This window comes from Mycobacterium sp. FW102-FHT13B02 (assembly GCF_058790275.1).
In genome coordinates this window covers 22,322-39,767 of record NZ_JBYTCM010000023.1, presented here as the reverse complement: position 1 = coordinate 39,767, position 17,446 = coordinate 22,322, and the positions used below count along the sequence as shown (strand labels likewise).

Sequence of the window (17,446 nt, the reverse complement as noted above, 5' to 3'; positions counted from 1 at the left end):
CGATGATCACCCAGGACGCTTTTCCCGTCGAGCCATGGCAGGTCCGCGAGACACAACTGGACCTCGATCTGTTGGCGCAGTCGGAATCCGTATTCGCATTGTCCAACGGGCACATCGGTTTTCGCGGAAATCTGGACGAAGGCGAACCGCACGGACTGCCCGGCACCTATCTCAACTCGTTCTACGAGACCCGGCCGCTGCCGTATGCCGAGAGTGGATTCGGCTACCCCCAGGGCGGCGAGACCACCGTCGACATCACCAACGGCAAGATCGTGCGCCTGCTGGTCGACGACGAGCCTTTCGACGTCCGGTACGGCGAACTCATCAACCACGAGAGAGTTCTGGATCTGCGCGCCGGGACCCTCTCCCGCACCGTGCACTGGCGGTCACCGGCCGGAAAGCAGGTGCGGGTCAAGTCGGTCCGGCTGGTCTCACTGGTCCAGCGCAGCGTCGCGGCCATCGAGTACATCGTCGAGGTCATCGACGAATTCGCCCGCATCACAGTGCAATCGGAGCTGGTCGCCAACGAGGATCAACCGCGAACCTCATCGGACCCACGCGTGGCGACGGCCCTCGCCGATCCGCTGCAGGCGATACACCACGAACACAACGACCACAGCGGCCTGCTGATCCACGAGACCAAGCGCAGTGGCCTGATGATGGCCGCCGCCATGGACCACGAGATCGAGGTACCCGGCCGCGTCGAGGTGACCACCGACGCGCGCCCCGATCTGGCGCGCACCACCGTGATCTGTGGGCTCCGCCCCGGACAACAACTGCGCATCGTGAAGTATCTGGCCTACGGCTGGTCCAGCCTGCGGTCGCGGCCCGCGCTGCGAGACCAGGTCGCCGGTGCGCTGGCCGGTGCCCACTACAGCGGGTGGCAGGGTCTGCTGGACCTGCAGCGCACCTATCTCGACGAGTTCTGGGACAGCGCCGACGTCGAGGTCGACGGCGACCCCGACTGCCAGCAGGCCGTGCGGTTCGGGCTGTTCCACGTGCTCCAGGCCAGCGCCCGCGCCGAATGTCGCGCGATCGGCGGCAAGGGGCTCACCGGGACCGGCTACGACGGTCACGCTTTCTGGGACACCGAAGGTTTCGTGCTTCCGGTGCTCACCTACACGAAACCCCATACCGTCGCCGACGCCCTGCGGTGGCGCGCCTCGACGCTGGACTTGGCGAAAAGGCGTGCGGCCGAACTGGATTTGCGTGGCGCGAGCTTCCCGTGGCGCACGATATCCGGATCCGAGTGCTCGGCCTACTGGCCGGCCGGAACCGCGGCATGGCACGTCAATGCCGACATCGCGATGGCGTTCGAACGCTACCGCAACGCCACCGGTGACCAATCCCTGGAACTCGACTGCGGGCTGTCCGTCCTGGTGGAAACCGCTCGGTTGTGGATATCGCTGGGACACCACGACCGGAACGGCGTCTGGCATCTCGACGGCGTCACCGGCCCCGACGAGTACACCGCGATGGCGCGCGACAACGTCTTCACCAATCTGATGGCGGCACACAACCTGCGCATCGCCGCCGACGCGTGCTCGCGGCATCCCGACAACGCCTACGCGATGGGTGTGACCACCGAGGAGACCGCCGCCTGGCGCGATGCCGCAGCCGCGGCGCACATCCCCTACGACGACGAGCTCGCCGTGCATCCGCAGTGTGAAGGCTTCACCACGTTCGCGGAATGGGAATTCTCACCCGACACCGCGTACCCCCTGTTGCTGCATTACCCCTACGTGCGGCTGTACCCGGCGCAGGTGATCAAGCAGGCCGACGTGGTGCTGGCCATGCAGTGGCAAGGCCACGCCTTCACCGCCCAGCAGAAGGCGCACAACGTCGACTACTACGAGCGGCGCACCGTCCGGGATTCGTCGCTGTCGGCGTGCACCCAGGCCGTGATGTGCGCCGAAGTCGGTCACCTGGAATTGGCGCACGACTATGCCTACGAGGCGGCCTTGATCGACCTTCGCGATCTGCACCACAACACTCGAGACGGGCTGCACATGGCATCCCTGGCCGGTGCCTGGATCGCTCTGGTCGCCGGATTCGGTGGTCTGCGCGACGACGAAGGCATCCTCGCGCTCGACCCACACCTCCCCGACAGCCTCTCGCGGCTCCGGTTTCGGTTGCGGTGGAGGGAATTTCGGATCACCGTCGACGCGACGCACAACGAGGTGACGTACACCCTGCGCGACGGCCCCGACTCCACCCTGACAATCCGGCATGCCGGCGCCGACCTCACCCTGAGTACCCGCGAGCCGACCGTCGTCGACGTCAAGCCACGGCAGTCACTGCTCCCCCCGCCACCGCAGCCGCCCGGCCGAGCACCGACTCGCCGGCGCGTGCGCACCGACTGATCCCCGCGATTTGTGCACGATTCCCTGTCAGACCGGGGTGATCGGCAACCGGCGCAGCGCGCCGGGGGCGTCGGCCGGCACGACGGGACGGTCCGGTGCCACCGGCTCGATCCGCCGGTAGGGCTCGCCCTGTGCCGGACGCGCGTCGTCCTGCCCCTTGTTCGGCCACAGCGACGCCGCCCGCTCGGCCTGCGCCGCAATCGAAAGCGACGGATTCACACCGAGATTCGCCGAAATCGCGGCGCCGTCGGTGACGAACAGCGTCGGGTAGTTGTAGACGCGATGGTATGGGTCGATGACGCCGGTCGCCGCACTGTCACCGATCGCCGCGCCGCCCAGGAAGTGGGCGGTCAGCGGGATGTTGAACAACTCGCCCCAAGTGCCGCCGGCGATGCCGCCGACCTTCTCGGCCATCCGCCGGGTTGCCTCGTTGCCGACCGGGATCCAGGTCGGATTGGGCTCGCCGTGACCCTGCTTGGAGGACATGATCCGGACGCCACCGGGCCCGCGCTTGGTGAAGGTGGTGATCGAGTTGTCGAGGTGCTGCATCACCAGCGCGATCACCGTGCGCTCGCTCCAATGCTGGGGGTTGAGCAGGCGGATCAGCTCACGCGGGTCCTCGCCGGCCTGGTTCAGGAACTGCTTCCACCGCGGTACGTCGGTGCCCTGGGGGCCGGCGCCATCGGTCATGAGCGTCTGCAGCATGCCCATCGCGTTGGAGCCCTTGCCGTACCGCACGGGTTCGATGTGGGTGTCCGGTGTCGGGTGGATGGACGAGGTGATCGCCACGCCGTGCGTCAAATCCATGTCCGTGCGCACCTCGCGGGTCTGGGCGCCCACGATGGACTCGGAGTTGGTCCGGGTCAGCACGCCGAGACGATCGGAAAGCTTGGCCAACTTTCCACTATCCCGCACCTTGAACAGCAGCTTCTGGGTGTTGTACGTCCCGGCCGCGACGATCAGGTACTTGGCGGTGAAGGTCCGCTTGCCGCGGCGCACCCGGCCGTTGGTGCGGCGGGTCGCCACCTCCCACAGCCCGTCGCCGCGCTGCTGGAAGCTGGTCACCGTGGTCAACGGATGTACCTGCGCCCCAGCCTTTTCCGCAAGCCCGAGGTAGTTCTTCACCAACGTGTTCTTGGCGCCGTGCCGGCAGCCGGTCATGCACTCGCCGCACTCGATGCAGCCGGTGCGCGCCGGGCCCGCCCCGCCGAAGTAGGGATCCGGCACCGTCTTGCCCGGCGTCTTCTCACCGTCGGGTCCGAAGAACACGCCGACGGGCGTCGACACGAACGTGTCGGCGCAGCCCATGTCCTCGGCGACCTCTTTGATGATCTTGTCCGCGTCGGTGAACGTCGGGTTCTTGACCACACCGAGCATGCGCTGAGCCTGCTCGTAGTGCGGCATCAATTCGGCCCGCCAGTCGGTGATGTTCTTCCACTGGGGGTCGTTGAAGAACGGGTCCGGCGGGATGTAGAGCGTGTTGGCGTAGTTCAGCGAACCGCCGCCGACGCCCGCACCGGCCAGGATCATCACGTTGCGCAGCAGGTGGATTCGCTGGATGCCATACATCCCGAACTTGGGCGCCCACAAGAACTTTCGTAGGTCCCATGAGGTTTTGGCGAAGTCTGCGTCGGAGTACCGGGGGCCGGCCTCCAACACGCCAACGCGGTAACCCTTCTCGGTGAGCCGGAGGGCACTGACGCTGCCTCCGAAACCCGAGCCGATGATCAAGACGTCGTAGTCAGGCTCCATGGCAGAAGTATGGACCTACCGCTCGGTAACCAGCTACCAAGGTATGCCTAACTTGCTACCGCCGGTACTAGCTACCGACGGTGAGGCCGACCTTCTGGAACTCCTTGAGGTCGCAGTACCCGGCCTTGGCCATCGACCGGCGCAGACCGCCGACCAGGTTGACCGAACCGAACGGGTCGTCGGACGGGCCATTGAGTACCTGGTCGAGCGACGGACGGTCGCCGAGCGCGACCTGCAGCAGGGCTCCGCGCGGCAGCGACGGGTGCGCGGCGGCCGCCGGCCAGAACCAGCCGTCGCCGGGCGCCTCGGCGGCAGCGGCCAAGGGGGTGCCGAGCAGGACCGCGTCGGCGCCGCAGGCGATGGCCTTGGCCAGGTCGCCCGAGGTGTGGATGTCGCCGTCGGCCAGCACGTGCACGTAGCGGCCGCCGGTCTCGTCGAGGTACTCGCGGCGGGCGGCAGCCGCGTCGGCGATCGCCGTCGCCATCGGCACGCTGATGCCCAGGACCTCGTCACTGGTCGTCGCGCCGTAGGTCGAGCCATAGCCGACGATGACACCCGCCGCGCCGGTGCGCATGAGGTGCAGCGCGGTGCGGTGGTCGAGCACGCCACCGGCGACCACCGGCACGTCCAGCTCGGAGATGAACGTCTTCAGGTTGAGCGGCTCGCCGTCCTGGGCCACCCGCTCGGCCGAGATGATGGTGCCCTGGATGACCAGCAGGTCGATGCCGGCCGCGACCAGCGTCGGGGTCAGCGCCTGGGCGTTCTGCGGGCTGACGCGCACCGCGGTGGTGACACCGGCTTCACGAACACGTGCCACGGCGGCACCGAGCAGCTCCGGATCCAGCGGGGCCGCGTGGAGCTGCTGAAGCAGCCGGACGGCCTCCCTGGATGCGAGGCCGGGGTCGCCTTCTTTTTCCGCCAGCTCGACCACCTGGACAAGCTTGTCCTCGACGTTGCGGTGCCGGCCGATCAGGCCTTCACCGTTGAGCACGCCGAGCCCGCCGAGGCGGCCCATCTCGATGGCGAACTCGGGCGACACCAGGGAGTCCGTCGGGTGCGCCAGGACCGGAATCTCGAAGCGGTAGGCGTCCAGCTGCCAGGCCGTGGACACGTCCTGGCTCGAGCGGGTGCGCCGCGACGGCACGATGTTGATGTCGTCGAGTTCGTAGGTACGACGAGCGGTCCGGCCCATGCCGATTTCAACCATGTCGCGCATGTGTGTAGTCGTTTCCTGTCAGTTGGCGCGCCTGCGGTCAGCGCGAGGAATAGTTCGGTGCTTCGACGGTCATCGTGATGTCGTGCGGGTGGCTTTCCTTCAAGCCCGCCGCAGTGATCTGCACGAACTGCGCCTGCTGCAGTTGTTCGATGGTGGCTGAGCCGGTGTAGCCCATGGCGGCCCGCAGACCGCCGGTGAGCTGATGGATCACCGTCGACAGCGGACCGCGGAACGGCACTCGGCCCTCGATACCCTCGGGCACCAGCTTGTCTTCGGAGAGCACATCGTCCTGGAAGTAGCGGTCCTTGGAGTAGGACTTGCCCTGACCGCGGCCCTGCATGGCGCCCAGCGATCCCATTCCGCGGTAGCTCTTGAACTGCTTGCCGTTGACGAAGATCAACTCGCCCGGCGATTCGGCGGTGCCGGCCAGCAGGGACCCGAGCATCGCGGTCGAGGCGCCGGCGGCCAGCGCCTTGGCGATGTCGCCCGAGTACTGCAGACCGCCGTCGGCGATCACGGGCACGCCGTAGGGCTTGGTCGCCGCCACAGCTTCCAAGATCGCCGTGATCTGCGGAGCGCCGACACCGGCGATCACGCGGGTGGTGCAGATGGAGCCGGGTCCAACACCCACCTTGACCGCGTCGGCACCGGCCTCGCACAGCGCGGCGGCGGCGGACCGGGTGGCGACGTTTCCACCGACGACCTCGATCTTGTCGCCGACAGCCTTCTTGAGGCGGGCGACCATGTCCAGCACACCGCGGTTGTGGGCGTGCGCGGTGTCCACGATCAGCACGTCGACGCCGGCGTCGGCCAGCGTCATGGCGCGGGTCCAGGCATCGTCACCCACGCCGACGGCGGCACCGACCAGCAGCCGGCCGTCGCTGTCCTTGGTGGCCAGCGGGAACTGCTCGGTCTTGACGAAGTCCTTGACGGTGATCAGCCCGGTGAGCTTGCCGTGTCCGTCGACGATCGGCAGCTTCTCGATCTTGTGCCGGCGCAGCAGGCCCAGCGCGGCCTCGGCGGAGACACCCTCCTGCGCGGTGATCAGCGGAGCCTTGGTCATCACCTCGGCGACCGGCTTGGCCTGGTCGACCTCGAAGCGCATATCGCGGTTGGTGATGATGCCGACGAGCTGCCCGTTCTTGTCCACGACCGGCAGGCCCGAGATCCGGAAGCGGGCGCACATGGCGTCCACCTCGGCCAGCGTGTTGTCCGGCGAGCACGTCACCGGATCGGTGACCATGCCGGCCTCGGACCGCTTGACGGTCTCGACCTGGGCGGCCTGCTCACTGGCCGGCAGGTTGCGGTGCAGCACACCCATGCCACCGGCGCGGGCCATCGCGATGGCCATGCGCGATTCGGTGACAGTGTCCATCGCCGAGCTGACCAGCGGCACCCGCAGCCGGATGTTGCGAGTCAACTGGCTGGACGTGTCGGCGGTGGCCGGGATGATGTCGGACGCCGCGGGCAGCAGGAGGACGTCGTCGAAGGTCAGCCCGAGCATCGCAACCTTGGTCGGATCGTCACCGCCGGTCGGCACCGGAACGGAGATGGGAACGCTGCTTTCAGCGATCGACATGGGTGGGGCCTCCAGGGCAGACACAGTCGTGGAACTAAAAAGCCATCCTATCGGCCCAGACTCTGTGCACCGAACCCGCTGTGCAGCGGCACGCCGGGGTAACGGCTGGCGCATCGCCAGGGGGGATAAGTAGGGTGGAGCTGTGCGTGACCACCTGCCGCCGGGCTTGCCACCCGACCCGTTCGCCGACGATCCGATGGATCCGTCGGCCGTTCTGGATGCACTGGAGCCCGGACAACCCCTGGACCCGCAGGAACGCATGGCCGTCGAGGCCGATCTCGCCGATCTGGCGGTGTACGAAACACTCTTGGCACACAAGGGCATTCGTGGTCTCGTCGTCTGTTGTGACGAATGCCAGCAGGACCACTACCACGACTGGGACATGCTGCGGGCCAACCTCCTGCAGCTGTTGGTCGACGGCACCGTCCGCCCCCATGAGCCCGCCTACGATCCCGAGCCTGATGCTTACGTGACGTGGGACTACTGCCGCGGCTACGCCGATGCGTCGCTCAACGAGGCGACCTCCGAGCACGACGGCTACCGCTGATTCTTTCTGTTGACGTGCTGGACATCACGTTCAGCGCGTTTGCGGTTGATCTTGCGCTGAGGGCGTAAAAGATCGAGTAAGCAGTACCGCCATTACAGGGTCAACGACTCAACAGCCGGGCCAATGGCCGCGTGAATCAGTGCTGCCCGCGTCCTGATCCGGACGGCGCGTCCGTCGTGGTCGTGACCGACCGCTCCCGCGTCGGCTCCTGCTGCTGCGTTTCCTTGGTCGACGGGGCGACCGACGCCGTCTGCGCCGGTGTGGTCACCGCGGGCGATGTGACAGTCGGGGCGACGGTCGTGACCGTCTGGGCAGGCGCCGGGTTCTGCGTCGGCGACGGTGCAACCGTGGCCGTGGGTGTGGGCGACGCCGTGGCCGGGTTGGTGACGACGGGTTCGCTCGACGGCACGGTTGCGGAATGGGTCGCAGTCTCAGTGGACGGCACCGACGATGGCGCAGAAGTGCTCGTGGCCGTGGATGCCGATGTCGAGGGTGCCGATGTCGAGGTGCTCGACGACGTCGCCGACGTCGTCGCCGACGTAGAACTCGTCGGCTCGGTCGGGGACGTCGAGCTCGTCGTCGTATCCGAGGGCGACGTCGACGCAGTGGACGGCGTCGTGGTTGTGGACGACGTCGCGTCGGACGGCGAGGTGGTCGTCGATGAGCTGGACGTCGTGCTCGAAGAGGTCGACGTCGTCTCGACCACCGGGACCGGCAGCAGCGTCAGCGGCGAGGACGGCAGGACCGGCAGCGGCTCCCCCGGCGGCGGCAAAGTGGCCGCGGGGTTCTGCTCAACCACCTTGTAGGTCAAGGCATTCCACTGCTGGATCAGCTGTTGCTTGTGCTCCGGGGTATCGACGCTCTGCACTTTCGGGCCCAGGGCCTGCAACTTGTCCTGCGCCTGCTGCCACTGACCGTTGTCGATCAGCTGCTGCACCTGTTGCATCTCGGTCTGCGCGGCCAGCATCACCTGGTCGTCGCGGCTGGCCTTGTCGGTGCCGAACATCGCGGTGTGCAGGCCGTACAGCGAGGAGTTCGGTCCGGCGGCGTAGATCGCGGTCCCGAAGCCGCCGAGGCACAACAGCGCCGCGGCGACCGACCCGACGATCGTCAGCGAGGTCCGGGATTCCTTGCGGTGCAACCCATTCTGCAGGGCCGCCACCGCGTCGCGGGCCGTGACGGGCGTCGTCACCGCGGGTTCACGGATACTGTCGCGCCAGTCGGCGAACAGGAACGCGAGCTCGGCTTCCGTAGATTCCGTCGAGTACGCGTGCTGGTCGGCGGCGAGCGCGTCGAAGAATCGGTCGACCCGCCGAATCTCGTTGAGCGAGGGATCGCCGCCATTGGGAGACCACTGTCCGGAGTCAGGCATGGCCACGCTCGTTCGAACCGATCTCGGCCTTCAACCGGGCCAGTGCCCGATGCTGAGCCACGCGGACCGCGCCGGCAGTGCTGCCGACGGCCTCGGCGGTCTCTTCGGCGCTCATGCCGACGACGACGCGCAGAATAAGGATTTCGCGCTGCTTCTCGGGCAGCACCGCCAGCAACCGGTTCATCCGGGCAGCCGCGTCGGCATCGATGGCCATCTGCTCCGGACCCAGTTCGTTCGACGGGCGGTCCGGCAGATCATCGGTGGCTTCAGCCCGGTTGCGGCCGGCGGCACGATGCGCGTCAGCAACCTTGTGAGCGGCAATGCCGTACACGAAAGCCAGGAACGGCCGTCCCTGGTCCTTGTACCGCGGCAGCGCCGTGATCACAGCTAAACACACCTCCTGAGCCACATCGTCTGCGGAAACACCCTGTCGTTCACCGACCCCGAACCGCGCGCGGCAGTACCGAACGACGATCGGGCGGATGGTTTCCAACACCTTGCGGAGCGCATCACGATTGCCGGCAACTGCATCAGCAACGACAGCATCGAGACCATCTCCCGAAAATGTCATCGTGGGCGCATTCTCCAGCGTTACGGACGAGGCGTTGCCGCGGTTGGTATGTCAGGTCAACATTAATGACTGGTGCGGGCGGTCAGATTCATCCCGCCCATCGCCCACCACGGTCGCGGACGGTTATGGCCGCGGCATCGCGGATCTCGGCGATGGCTTCCGGGCTGTGCCCGGCACTGCCGATATCGCTCAACAAACAGCCCAATGCCCAGGTCAGCGGCACCAAGCCGAATTGCCGGGCACGGTCCAGCGCGCTGTCGCCGACCCGGCGGGAGTCGTCGAACCGACCGGCACTGCACAGCGCCGCCGAATACACGACGTCCGTTTTCACGGCGTGGCGCGGCGACCCCAGGTCACCGACGAGCTCCCGAGCGCGCTCGGCATGAGCGACGGACTCCTCGCCCCGACCACTGACCATGGCCAATTCAGCGCTGACCCACGCCAGCCGAACGCGCTGGCGCGGCACCTTGCTGTTTTCGGTCTCGGCCGCGGCCCGCTCGAGCAGCCGGTGCGCCACCCCGAAGCGGCCGATCCCGAGGGCGTCGGCAGCCAGACCGACGAGCGCATCCGCCCGCGCCTGCGCGGCGTCAGGTCGGTGCGCAACCAACGCCCACGCCCGACCGTCGGCGATCCGGGCCAGGCGGTGCCAGCCGAGCTGCCGGAGAAACGAGGCGCGGGTGCTGTGCGCCAGCGACAGCAACGAACCGCGAGCTCGCCGCGACACCGAGTCGAGGTCCGCGACCGCAACCGCGTAGTACCCCTGACCGCCCGCGGCGACGGCGCGCAGCCACAGCTCGTCGACCGAGCGCGCCGCCGGCAGCGGCCAACACGGCAGGTCGTTGCCAAATGCGGCGTCATATAGACGGACGGCTGGCTGGTCGGCAGACAGCGTCGTAGTACCGGTTGCGGTCATCGAGTCAGCACGGTATCAATGCGGCCCTGGCGCTCGGCGGCGTTCTCTCGCGCTGCGAGTTCGGCGGCTTTCGTTAATAATTAATGCTCGTCGTGTTAACAGGATGTCAATTACATCCATTTCGGCCACAAATTGACCGATGTGGCGAACTCGCGCGAACTGCTGAAACACGGTGTTTTCGGCTGCGGTGGATCATATCGGGACCAGCCGTTTCGTTTCCAAAGCGTCGCGAAGATGAACGAGATGTAAATTGTTGACCTGCGCTTATGGGGTTTCGCACAGAGCGTGGCTATTGACGGAATTTGCCGAATCCTTCTACGTTGTGTGCACGAGATGTCATCGGCGACAAGTGCTCGGGTCATTTGCAGATCGACGCGCATCCACAGATTGCGAATAGGACGCGCGGGGAGGAGTCATTTCCCAATGCCACAGCCTCAGCAGCTTCCCGGACCCAACGCCGATATGTGGGATTGGCAGATGCACGGCACTTGCCGGGGCGTCGACTCCGCGGTGTTCTTCCATCCCGATGGCGAGCGCGGCCGGGCTCGGGCCCAGCGCGAAATGCGCGCCAAGGAGATGTGCCGGGCCTGCCCGGTGATCACTCAGTGCCGGTCACACGCACTGGCCGTCGGCGAACCGTACGGCATCTGGGGCGGGCTCAGCGAAAGCGAGCGTGAACTGTTGCTGAAGCGGGGTATTCGCCGCGCGTCGTAATCAACAACGTCCGCCAGCGGCCTCACCCGTCCGGGTGGGGCCGCCCGCATTCGGTCTAGGTGCGGCCCACTCGATCGAAGCTACCGAAGGGCCGGCGGACCACTTGGCCTCGATCTTGGCGTAGCGCCAAATCAGCAGGGAGCCGGTCCAGGTGATCACGAACAGCCCGACAATGACGAAGCCGAGCAGGTTGAAGTCGAGGCCGTTGAGCCAGCCCCAGAACCCGCCCCTCCAGCCCAGCTGCTGAGCCAGCAGGCCGAGCAACTCGATGCCGCCGACGATGAGCGCTACCGCGATGGACAGGCCCGTGACGGTGATGTTGTAGTACACCTTGCGGACCGGCTTGAGAAACGCCCAGCCGTAGGCGAAGTTCATAAATGTGCCGTCGGCGGTATCGAGCAGACTCATGCCCGCGGCGAACAAGACCGGCAAGCACACGATGGCATACCAGGGCAGCCCGGCCGCCGCACCGGTGCCGGCCAGCACCAGCAGCGCGACCTCGGTGGCGGTGTCGAAACCCAACCCGAACAGCACGCCGACCAGGTACATCTGGCTTGGTCTGGTGATCGATTTCATGAGCCCGCCGAACACGCGGTTCAGCAATCCCCGCTTGTCCAGCTGGTCTTCGAGTTCGGTTTCGTCGTAGGTCCCGGAACGCATGTCGCGGAACACCTTCAATGTTCCGCCGAGAATGCCGATGTTGACGGTCGCGATGAGAAGCAGGAAAACGCCCGAAATGCCGGTACCGATCAGGCCGGTGTAGTGGTGCAACGCGGAACCATCCGCGCGGATGGCACCGAGGACCGCCTTGACTCCCGTCGAGAGCAGCGCCGCGAGCCCGCACACGACCGTGGCATGTCCAAGGGAGAAGTACAGCCCGACCGACAGCGGCCGCTGGCCGTCGGCCATCAACTTGCGGGTCGTGTTGTCGATCGCCGAGATATGGTCTGCGTCGAAGGCATGCCGCAATCCGAGTGTGTAAGCGGTCATGCCGACGCCGAGCCCCAGCGCCTTGCCTCCCACGTCGAAGTGTTGCGGAACCACGAGTGCCACCAGCGTGACCCAGCCGATCAGATGCAGCGCCACGACCACGCCGACCATGGCCCCCAATCGCCACCACTCAGCTCTGGTCAGCGCCGCCCATCGAGACCGACCCATCGCCATCAGCCCCGTGCCAGCCGTTGGTTGGTCAGGACGAGCTGACGCAGGGTGCTGTCCTCCAACGCACGACACTGGTCGGGCGTCAGCCGCCCACACACTCGTTCCCAGTGCACCGCGACCTGATCACCGACGGCCACGTCGGGTACCGCGCTGTAACCGTCTCCCCATACCTCTAGGTGCCGCGGCGACGGCTCGGACAGCCGGAGTTCGCGGCCGTCCCACAGCAGCCGGCGGGCCTCTACGCCGATACTGTCGCCGGTCCGAGAAATCACCGTCGCCCACGTGATCCGGCAGTTGTCCAGGACGCGTAGTGGCTGCTCGTCTTTTCCGCGGCCGAGCAATCGCGACCACGGATACACCCCGAACACATGGAAACAATGATTGGCCGCGGCTTCACCGGCCAGGTCCGCGGTCAGATACGACCAGTAATGACCTACGAGCGGCCCGATGACGGCCAACAGATGGCTCGCGAAATCACCGGGATCCAGCGCGGCGGCGATACCGCCTCCCAGCCAATAGGATTCGACGAGGCGGAGGTCCAGCGGGTCGGAGATGCCGGTCATCCTGGACAGCACTTCGAGGTATGGCCACGCACCTGAGAAGCTGCGGGCCGCGTCCCGCACCTGATCGGCGGAGGCGTTGCGCATCGAGGCCAGCGCCGATGGGCCGCAATAACCAAGATGGTTGGGGGCATAGGCGTAGCGGGCGAACATCTCGACGCCCCGGTTGTCCGGGGCCCGCGGAGTTGCCACCGACGGCGTCACTTCAGCTGACCGTCACCTTGCCGGGGCCCATGGCGTCCTCCTTCGCGTCGGCCAACTATCAGGCTAGTTTCGTCCTGCCGCGGCGGACAATGGGCGTAGCGTTGAAAGACGTTCCGGTGGCCCGGGCGGAGGCGGGGTGAGACCCAGTGCATGAACTGTCGCTCTGTGAAGCGATCGCCGGTGTGATCAGACCGTACGCAGTCGACAAGCACGTCGAGGTGGTGCGCGTACAAGTCGGTTCCCTCCGGCAGGTGGTACCCGATTCACTGTCGTTCTGCTGGGGCCTCATCCGCGAGTACGAATCCATGCCCGACGCCGAGCTCGAGCTGGAAATGGTGCCGGCAGAAGTCCTCTGTCACTCGTGCGGACAGCAGTCAGTGCTCACCTCACGGTGGTCGGTGTGCTGCCCGGCGTGCGACAGCGGCGACGTACTGGTGGTCAAAGGCAATGAGTTCCAGGTGACGTCCTTGGACGTGTCCTGAAACTCAGCGCGTGACGAGGACGAGAGGGAGCCACCATGGGCAGATTTCACCGCCACGATGACGGCACGGTCCATTCCCATGAACACGGAGACCACCATCACCAGCATGGCGACCACAGCGGCTACGACACCGGCGCCCAGCGGATCGACGTACTGGAATCGATTTTCGCCGAGAACGATGTGCGTGCGAACATCAACCGAGATACGTTCGAGACCAATGGGATTCGTGCGCTCAATTTGATGAGTTCACCCGGCTCCGGCAAGACGACGGTGCTGGCTGCCACGCTCGATGAACTGAAGAGCGACCTCGCGCTCGGGGTGATCGAAGGCGACATCGCCACCGACCTGGACGCGGCCAAACTCGAGGGCCGCGGCGCGCAGGTGTCGCTGATCAACACCAACAACGGATTCGGCGGCGAATGCCATCTGGATGCGCCCATGGTCAATCGGGCCCTGCAAGGCTTGGATCTTGCAGGGCTTGATCTCGTCATCATCGAAAACGTCGGCAACCTGGTCTGCCCGGCCGAGTTCGACGTCGGCGAGCATGCCAAGGCGATGGTCTACTCGCTGACCGAAGGCGAAGACAAGCCGTTGAAGTATCCCGTGATGTTCCGCGCTGTGGACGTGGTGCTGCTCAACAAGATCGACCTGGCCCCGCACCTCGACGCCGACATAGACACCTACGTGTCACATGTTCGGCTCGTCAATCCCGACGCCACGATTCTGCCGGTCAGCGCGCGCACCGGCGAAGGAATGGCGACATGGTTCGACTGGCTACGCAAATTTGCCAACCATGCCCGCCAACGGCCGAGCAATTGTCAATGATCTTGAATTCCATCATCTTTGGGACCAGCGGATGCAGGTATCCAAGCACTGAATCAATTGATGACCAACCGTCTTTGCCAACGATCTCGCCACCCGGATATCGGTTCCCTGGCAGGTCATCCCGAGCCGTTGACAACCCATTCCACCTGGAGTAAACCGAGAAACAGCGCCGCGCATCGGGCCGATCGTCGACTCCTGCGGCGATGGGATTGAACAACCAGTCCCTAAGAGATCGACGTGGGACCCAGCCCGTCCCGGAAAGAACTGCGCTATGCCCACACCGGCAGCAGTCAAGGCAGAATCGGCATTGATCCACGTCCTCTGGATCAATGCCGGTCTGAGTTGTGATGGCGATTCCGTGGCGCTGACTGCCGCCACTCAGCCCAGCATCGAGGAGATCGCACTCGGTGCGCTCCCCGGTCTCCCCCAAATCGCCGTGCATTGGCCACTCATCGACTTCGAATGCGGCCCGACCGGGGGCGCAGACGATTTCCTCGAATGGTTCTTCAAGGCCGATCGGGGCGAACTCGACCCGTTCGTGCTGGTTGTCGAGGGATCGATCCCCAACGAGCAATTACACACCGAGGGCTACTGGTGCGGGTTCGGCAACAACCCCGCCACCGGGCAGCCGATGACCACCAGCGAGTGGCTGGATCGATTGGCCCCCAAGGCAACCGCGGTGGTGGCTGTCGGCACCTGCGCCGCCTACGGCGGCATCCACGCGATGGCCGGTAACCCGACCGGCGCGATGGGTGTGCCCGACTACCTCGGGTGGGACTGGAAGAGCAAGGCAGGTATCCCGATAGTCTGCGTGCCGGGCTGCCCGATACACCCGGACAACCTGGCAGAGACGCTGACCTACCTGCTCTACATGGCGACCGACCAGGCCCCCATGATCCCGCTGGACGACGCCCTACGGCCCACCTGGCTCTTCGGTGCCACCGTGCACGAAGGCTGTGACCGGGCCGGCTATTACGAACAGGGCGACTTCGCCCACGAGTACGGATCGCCCAAATGCATTGTCAAACTGGGTTGTTGGGGCCCGGTCGTCAAGTGCAACGTGCCGAAGCGGGGCTGGATCAACGGCATCGGCGGGTGCCCGAATGTGGGTGGTATCTGTATCGGCTGCACCATGCCCGGATTCCCCGACAAGTTCATGCCTTTCATGGATGAACCGCCAGGCGGCAAGGTGTCCACCGCGGCGTCGGGTCTGTACGGAAGCGTCATCCGCAACCTGCGCCACATCACCGGACGCACTGTCGACAAGGAACCACATTGGCGCCATCGCGGCACAAAGCTTGAAACGGGAGCGACCCGCACCTGGTAGGTACCCGGTTCCGACCGCCCGCCACCAGCTGGGCGAAATGTATTGCTAGGGAGCGAAGTCCATGACAACGATCATTCCGGAACCATCACACGTCAAGCGCGAACCGGGCCAGCTCGTCGAGATGGCGTGGGACCCCATCACCCGGATCGTCGGCAGCCTCGGCATCTACACGAAGATCGACTTCGAGAACCGCGAAGTCGTGGAATGCCACAGCACGTCGTCGATCTTCCGCGGCTACTCGATCTTCATGAAAGGCAAAGATCCGCGGGACGCCCACTTCATCACCAGCCGCATCTGCGGCATCTGCGGGGATAACCACGCCACCTGTTCGTGCTACTGCCAGAACATGGCCTACGGCGTAAAGCCACCACATCTGGGGGAATGGCTCGTCAATCTGGGCGAGGCCGCGGAATACATGTTCGACCACAACATCTTCCAAGAGAACCTGGTCGGCGTCGACTACTGCGAGAAGATGGTCGCCGAGACCAACCCGAGTGTGCTCGCCAAAGCCGAGAACACGCTGGCACCCCACTCCGAGGCCCACGGCTACCGGACCATTGCCGACATCATGCGCACGCTCAACCCGTTCACCGGCGAGTTCTACCGCGAGGCACTCCAGGTCAGCCGGTGGACGCGAGAAATGTTCTGCCTCATGGAAGGCCGACACGTCCACCCGTCCACGCTCTACCCCGGGGGCATCGGCACAGTGGCCACCGTCCAGCTGATGACCGACTACATGACCCGGCTGATGCGCTACGTCGAGTTCATGAAGAAGGTCGTGCCCATGCACGACGACCTGTTCGACTTCTTCTACGAGGCTCTACCCGGCTACGAACAGGTCGGTCTGCGCCGCACCCTACTGGGCTGCTGGGGCTCGTTCCAGGATCCGGAAGTCTGCAACTTCGCCTACCGCGACATGGAACGCTGGGGCGATGCGATGTTCGTGACCCCGGGTGTCGTCGTGGACGGCAAGTTGGTCACGCATTCGCTGGTTGACATCAACCTGGGAATCCGAATCCTTTTGGGCAGTTCGTATTACGACGACTGGACCGACCAGGAAATGTTCGTGAAGAACGACCCGCTCGGCAACCCCGTCGATCGCCGGCACCCGTGGAATCAGCACACCAACCCACATCCGCAGAAGCGCGACATGGAAGACAAGTACAGCTGGGTGATGTCGCCGCGCTGGTTCGACGGCAAGGACCACCTGGCCCTGGACACCGGTGGTGGGCCGCTGGCCCGGCTGTGGTCCACCGCGCTGGCTGGTCTGGTCGACATCGGCTACGTGAAGTCGACGGGACACAGTGTGCAGATCAACCTGCCCAAGACCATCCTCAAGGGGCCCGTCGAACTGGAGTGGAAGATCCCGCAGCACGGCAGCAACACCATCGAACGCAACCGTGCCCGCACCTACTTCCAGGCCTACGCGGCGGCCTGTGCACTGCATTTCGCGGAAAAGGCGCTCGCCGAGATCCGGGCCGGCCGCACCAAGACGTGGGAGAAGTTCACGGTGCCCGACGAGGCCATCGGCTGCGGCTTCACCGAAGCCGTGCGCGGCGTGCTGAGCCACCACATGGTGATCCGGGACGGCAAGATCGCCAACTACCACCCGTATCCGCCGACGCCGTGGAACGCCAATCCCCGGGACAGCTATGGCACACCGGGACCGTACGAGGATGCCGTGCAGGGCCAGCCGATCTTCGAGGAGAACGACCGGGAGCATTTCAAAGGCATCGACATCATGCGTACGGTGCGAAGTTTCGATCCGTGTCTGCCATGCGGGGTGCACATGTACCTGGGTGACGGAAAAACCCTGGAACGTTTGCACTCCCCGACGCAGTCCGTAACCGGGGACTAGTCA

At 65.5% G+C, this 17,446-nt stretch carries 15 protein-coding genes; 7 read left to right on the top strand and 8 right to left on the bottom strand.

What is annotated here, in order from left to right; translation table 11 throughout:
• Positions 1 to 2: 2 nt before the first annotated feature.
• Positions 3 to 2,363 (top strand): glycoside hydrolase family 65 protein, encoded by a 2,361-nt coding sequence (locus tag AC3WTE_RS27395; protein WP_492442646.1) that lies wholly within the window; start codon positions 3 to 5, stop codon positions 2,361 to 2,363.
• A gap of 27 nt (positions 2,364 to 2,390) precedes the next feature.
• On the opposite strand, the gene AC3WTE_RS27390 is transcribed toward AC3WTE_RS27395, so the two are convergent.
• From AC3WTE_RS27390 to guaB, 3 genes are all read right to left on the bottom strand, one after another.
• The gene (locus AC3WTE_RS27390; protein ID WP_492442645.1) at positions 2,391 to 4,115 is read right to left on the bottom strand and encodes a GMC family oxidoreductase N-terminal domain-containing protein; all 1,725 of its coding nucleotides are present in this window, start codon (positions 4,113 to 4,115) and stop codon (positions 2,391 to 2,393) included.
• Between the two features lie 67 nt (positions 4,116 to 4,182).
• Positions 4,183 to 5,322 carry a GuaB3 family IMP dehydrogenase-related protein gene (locus tag AC3WTE_RS27385; protein ID WP_492442696.1) on the bottom strand — a complete coding sequence of 380 codons (1,140 nt, stop codon included), beginning with the start codon at positions 5,320 to 5,322 and terminating at the stop codon, positions 4,183 to 4,185.
• A gap of 46 nt (positions 5,323 to 5,368) precedes the next feature.
• Entirely contained in the window at positions 5,369 to 6,910 is a 1,542-nt protein-coding gene (guaB, locus tag AC3WTE_RS27380; RefSeq protein WP_492442644.1) for an IMP dehydrogenase, read from the bottom strand.
• 142 nt (positions 6,911 to 7,052) lie between these two features.
• On the opposite strand from guaB, the gene AC3WTE_RS27375 reads away from it, so the two are divergent.
• Positions 7,053 to 7,457 (top strand): DUF5319 domain-containing protein, encoded by a 405-nt coding sequence (locus AC3WTE_RS27375; protein WP_020102483.1) that lies wholly within the window; start codon positions 7,053 to 7,055, stop codon positions 7,455 to 7,457.
• A gap of 136 nt (positions 7,458 to 7,593) precedes the next feature.
• Here AC3WTE_RS27375 and AC3WTE_RS27370 read toward each other — a convergent pair whose 3' ends face one another.
• From AC3WTE_RS27370 to AC3WTE_RS27360, 3 genes are all read right to left on the bottom strand, one after another.
• Positions 7,594 to 8,829, bottom strand: a complete 1,236-nt coding sequence (locus AC3WTE_RS27370; RefSeq protein WP_492442643.1) for an anti-sigma-D factor RsdA — start codon at positions 8,827 to 8,829, stop codon at positions 7,594 to 7,596.
• Positions 8,822 to 9,400 carry a sigma-70 family RNA polymerase sigma factor gene (locus tag AC3WTE_RS27365; protein WP_492442642.1) on the bottom strand — a complete coding sequence of 193 codons (579 nt, stop codon included), beginning with the start codon at positions 9,398 to 9,400 and terminating at the stop codon, positions 8,822 to 8,824. The genes AC3WTE_RS27370 and AC3WTE_RS27365 overlap by 8 nt, the downstream gene beginning before the upstream one ends.
• Positions 9,401 to 9,488: 88 nt before the next feature.
• Positions 9,489 to 10,313 carry a hypothetical protein gene (locus AC3WTE_RS27360; RefSeq protein ID WP_492442641.1) on the bottom strand — a complete coding sequence of 275 codons (825 nt, stop codon included), beginning with the start codon at positions 10,311 to 10,313 and terminating at the stop codon, positions 9,489 to 9,491.
• Positions 10,314 to 10,736: 423 nt separating this feature from the next.
• Here AC3WTE_RS27360 and AC3WTE_RS27355 point away from each other — a divergent pair, with 423 nt between their 5' ends.
• On the top strand, positions 10,737 to 11,027 hold the full coding sequence (locus AC3WTE_RS27355; RefSeq protein ID WP_459366525.1) for a WhiB family transcriptional regulator: 291 nt from the start codon (positions 10,737 to 10,739) through the stop codon (positions 11,025 to 11,027).
• On the opposite strand, the gene nicT is transcribed toward AC3WTE_RS27355, so the two are convergent.
• Both nicT and AC3WTE_RS27345 read right to left on the bottom strand, forming a co-directional pair.
• The gene (gene nicT, locus AC3WTE_RS27350; RefSeq protein ID WP_492442640.1) at positions 11,028 to 12,191 is read right to left on the bottom strand and encodes a Nickel transporter NicT; all 1,164 of its coding nucleotides are present in this window, start codon (positions 12,189 to 12,191) and stop codon (positions 11,028 to 11,030) included.
• On the bottom strand, positions 12,191 to 12,901 hold the full coding sequence (locus AC3WTE_RS27345) for a DUF6390 family protein (protein WP_492442695.1): 711 nt from the start codon (positions 12,899 to 12,901) through the stop codon (positions 12,191 to 12,193). Before AC3WTE_RS27345 ends, nicT begins: the two co-directional genes overlap by 1 nt.
• A gap of 197 nt (positions 12,902 to 13,098) precedes the next feature.
• Here AC3WTE_RS27345 and AC3WTE_RS27340 point away from each other — a divergent pair, with 197 nt between their 5' ends.
• The 4 genes from AC3WTE_RS27340 (at position 13,099) to AC3WTE_RS27325 (ending at position 17,443) form a co-directional block, all read left to right on the top strand.
• Positions 13,099 to 13,434, top strand: coding sequence for a hydrogenase maturation nickel metallochaperone HypA (locus tag AC3WTE_RS27340; protein ID WP_492442639.1), 336 nt, complete (start codon positions 13,099 to 13,101; stop codon positions 13,432 to 13,434).
• 35 nt (positions 13,435 to 13,469) lie between these two features.
• Positions 13,470 to 14,258 carry a hydrogenase nickel incorporation protein HypB gene (hypB, locus tag AC3WTE_RS27335; protein WP_492442638.1) on the top strand — a complete coding sequence of 263 codons (789 nt, stop codon included), beginning with the start codon at positions 13,470 to 13,472 and terminating at the stop codon, positions 14,256 to 14,258.
• Positions 14,259 to 14,529: 271 nt separating this feature from the next.
• Positions 14,530 to 15,585 carry an NADH-quinone oxidoreductase subunit B family protein gene (locus tag AC3WTE_RS27330; protein WP_459366529.1) on the top strand — a complete coding sequence of 352 codons (1,056 nt, stop codon included), beginning with the start codon at positions 14,530 to 14,532 and terminating at the stop codon, positions 15,583 to 15,585.
• Positions 15,586 to 15,646: 61 nt separating this feature from the next.
• A complete protein-coding gene (locus tag AC3WTE_RS27325; protein WP_492442637.1) occupies positions 15,647 to 17,443 on the top strand; it encodes a nickel-dependent hydrogenase large subunit in 1,797 nt (598 codons plus the stop codon).
• Positions 17,444 to 17,446: the final 3 nt, after the last annotated feature.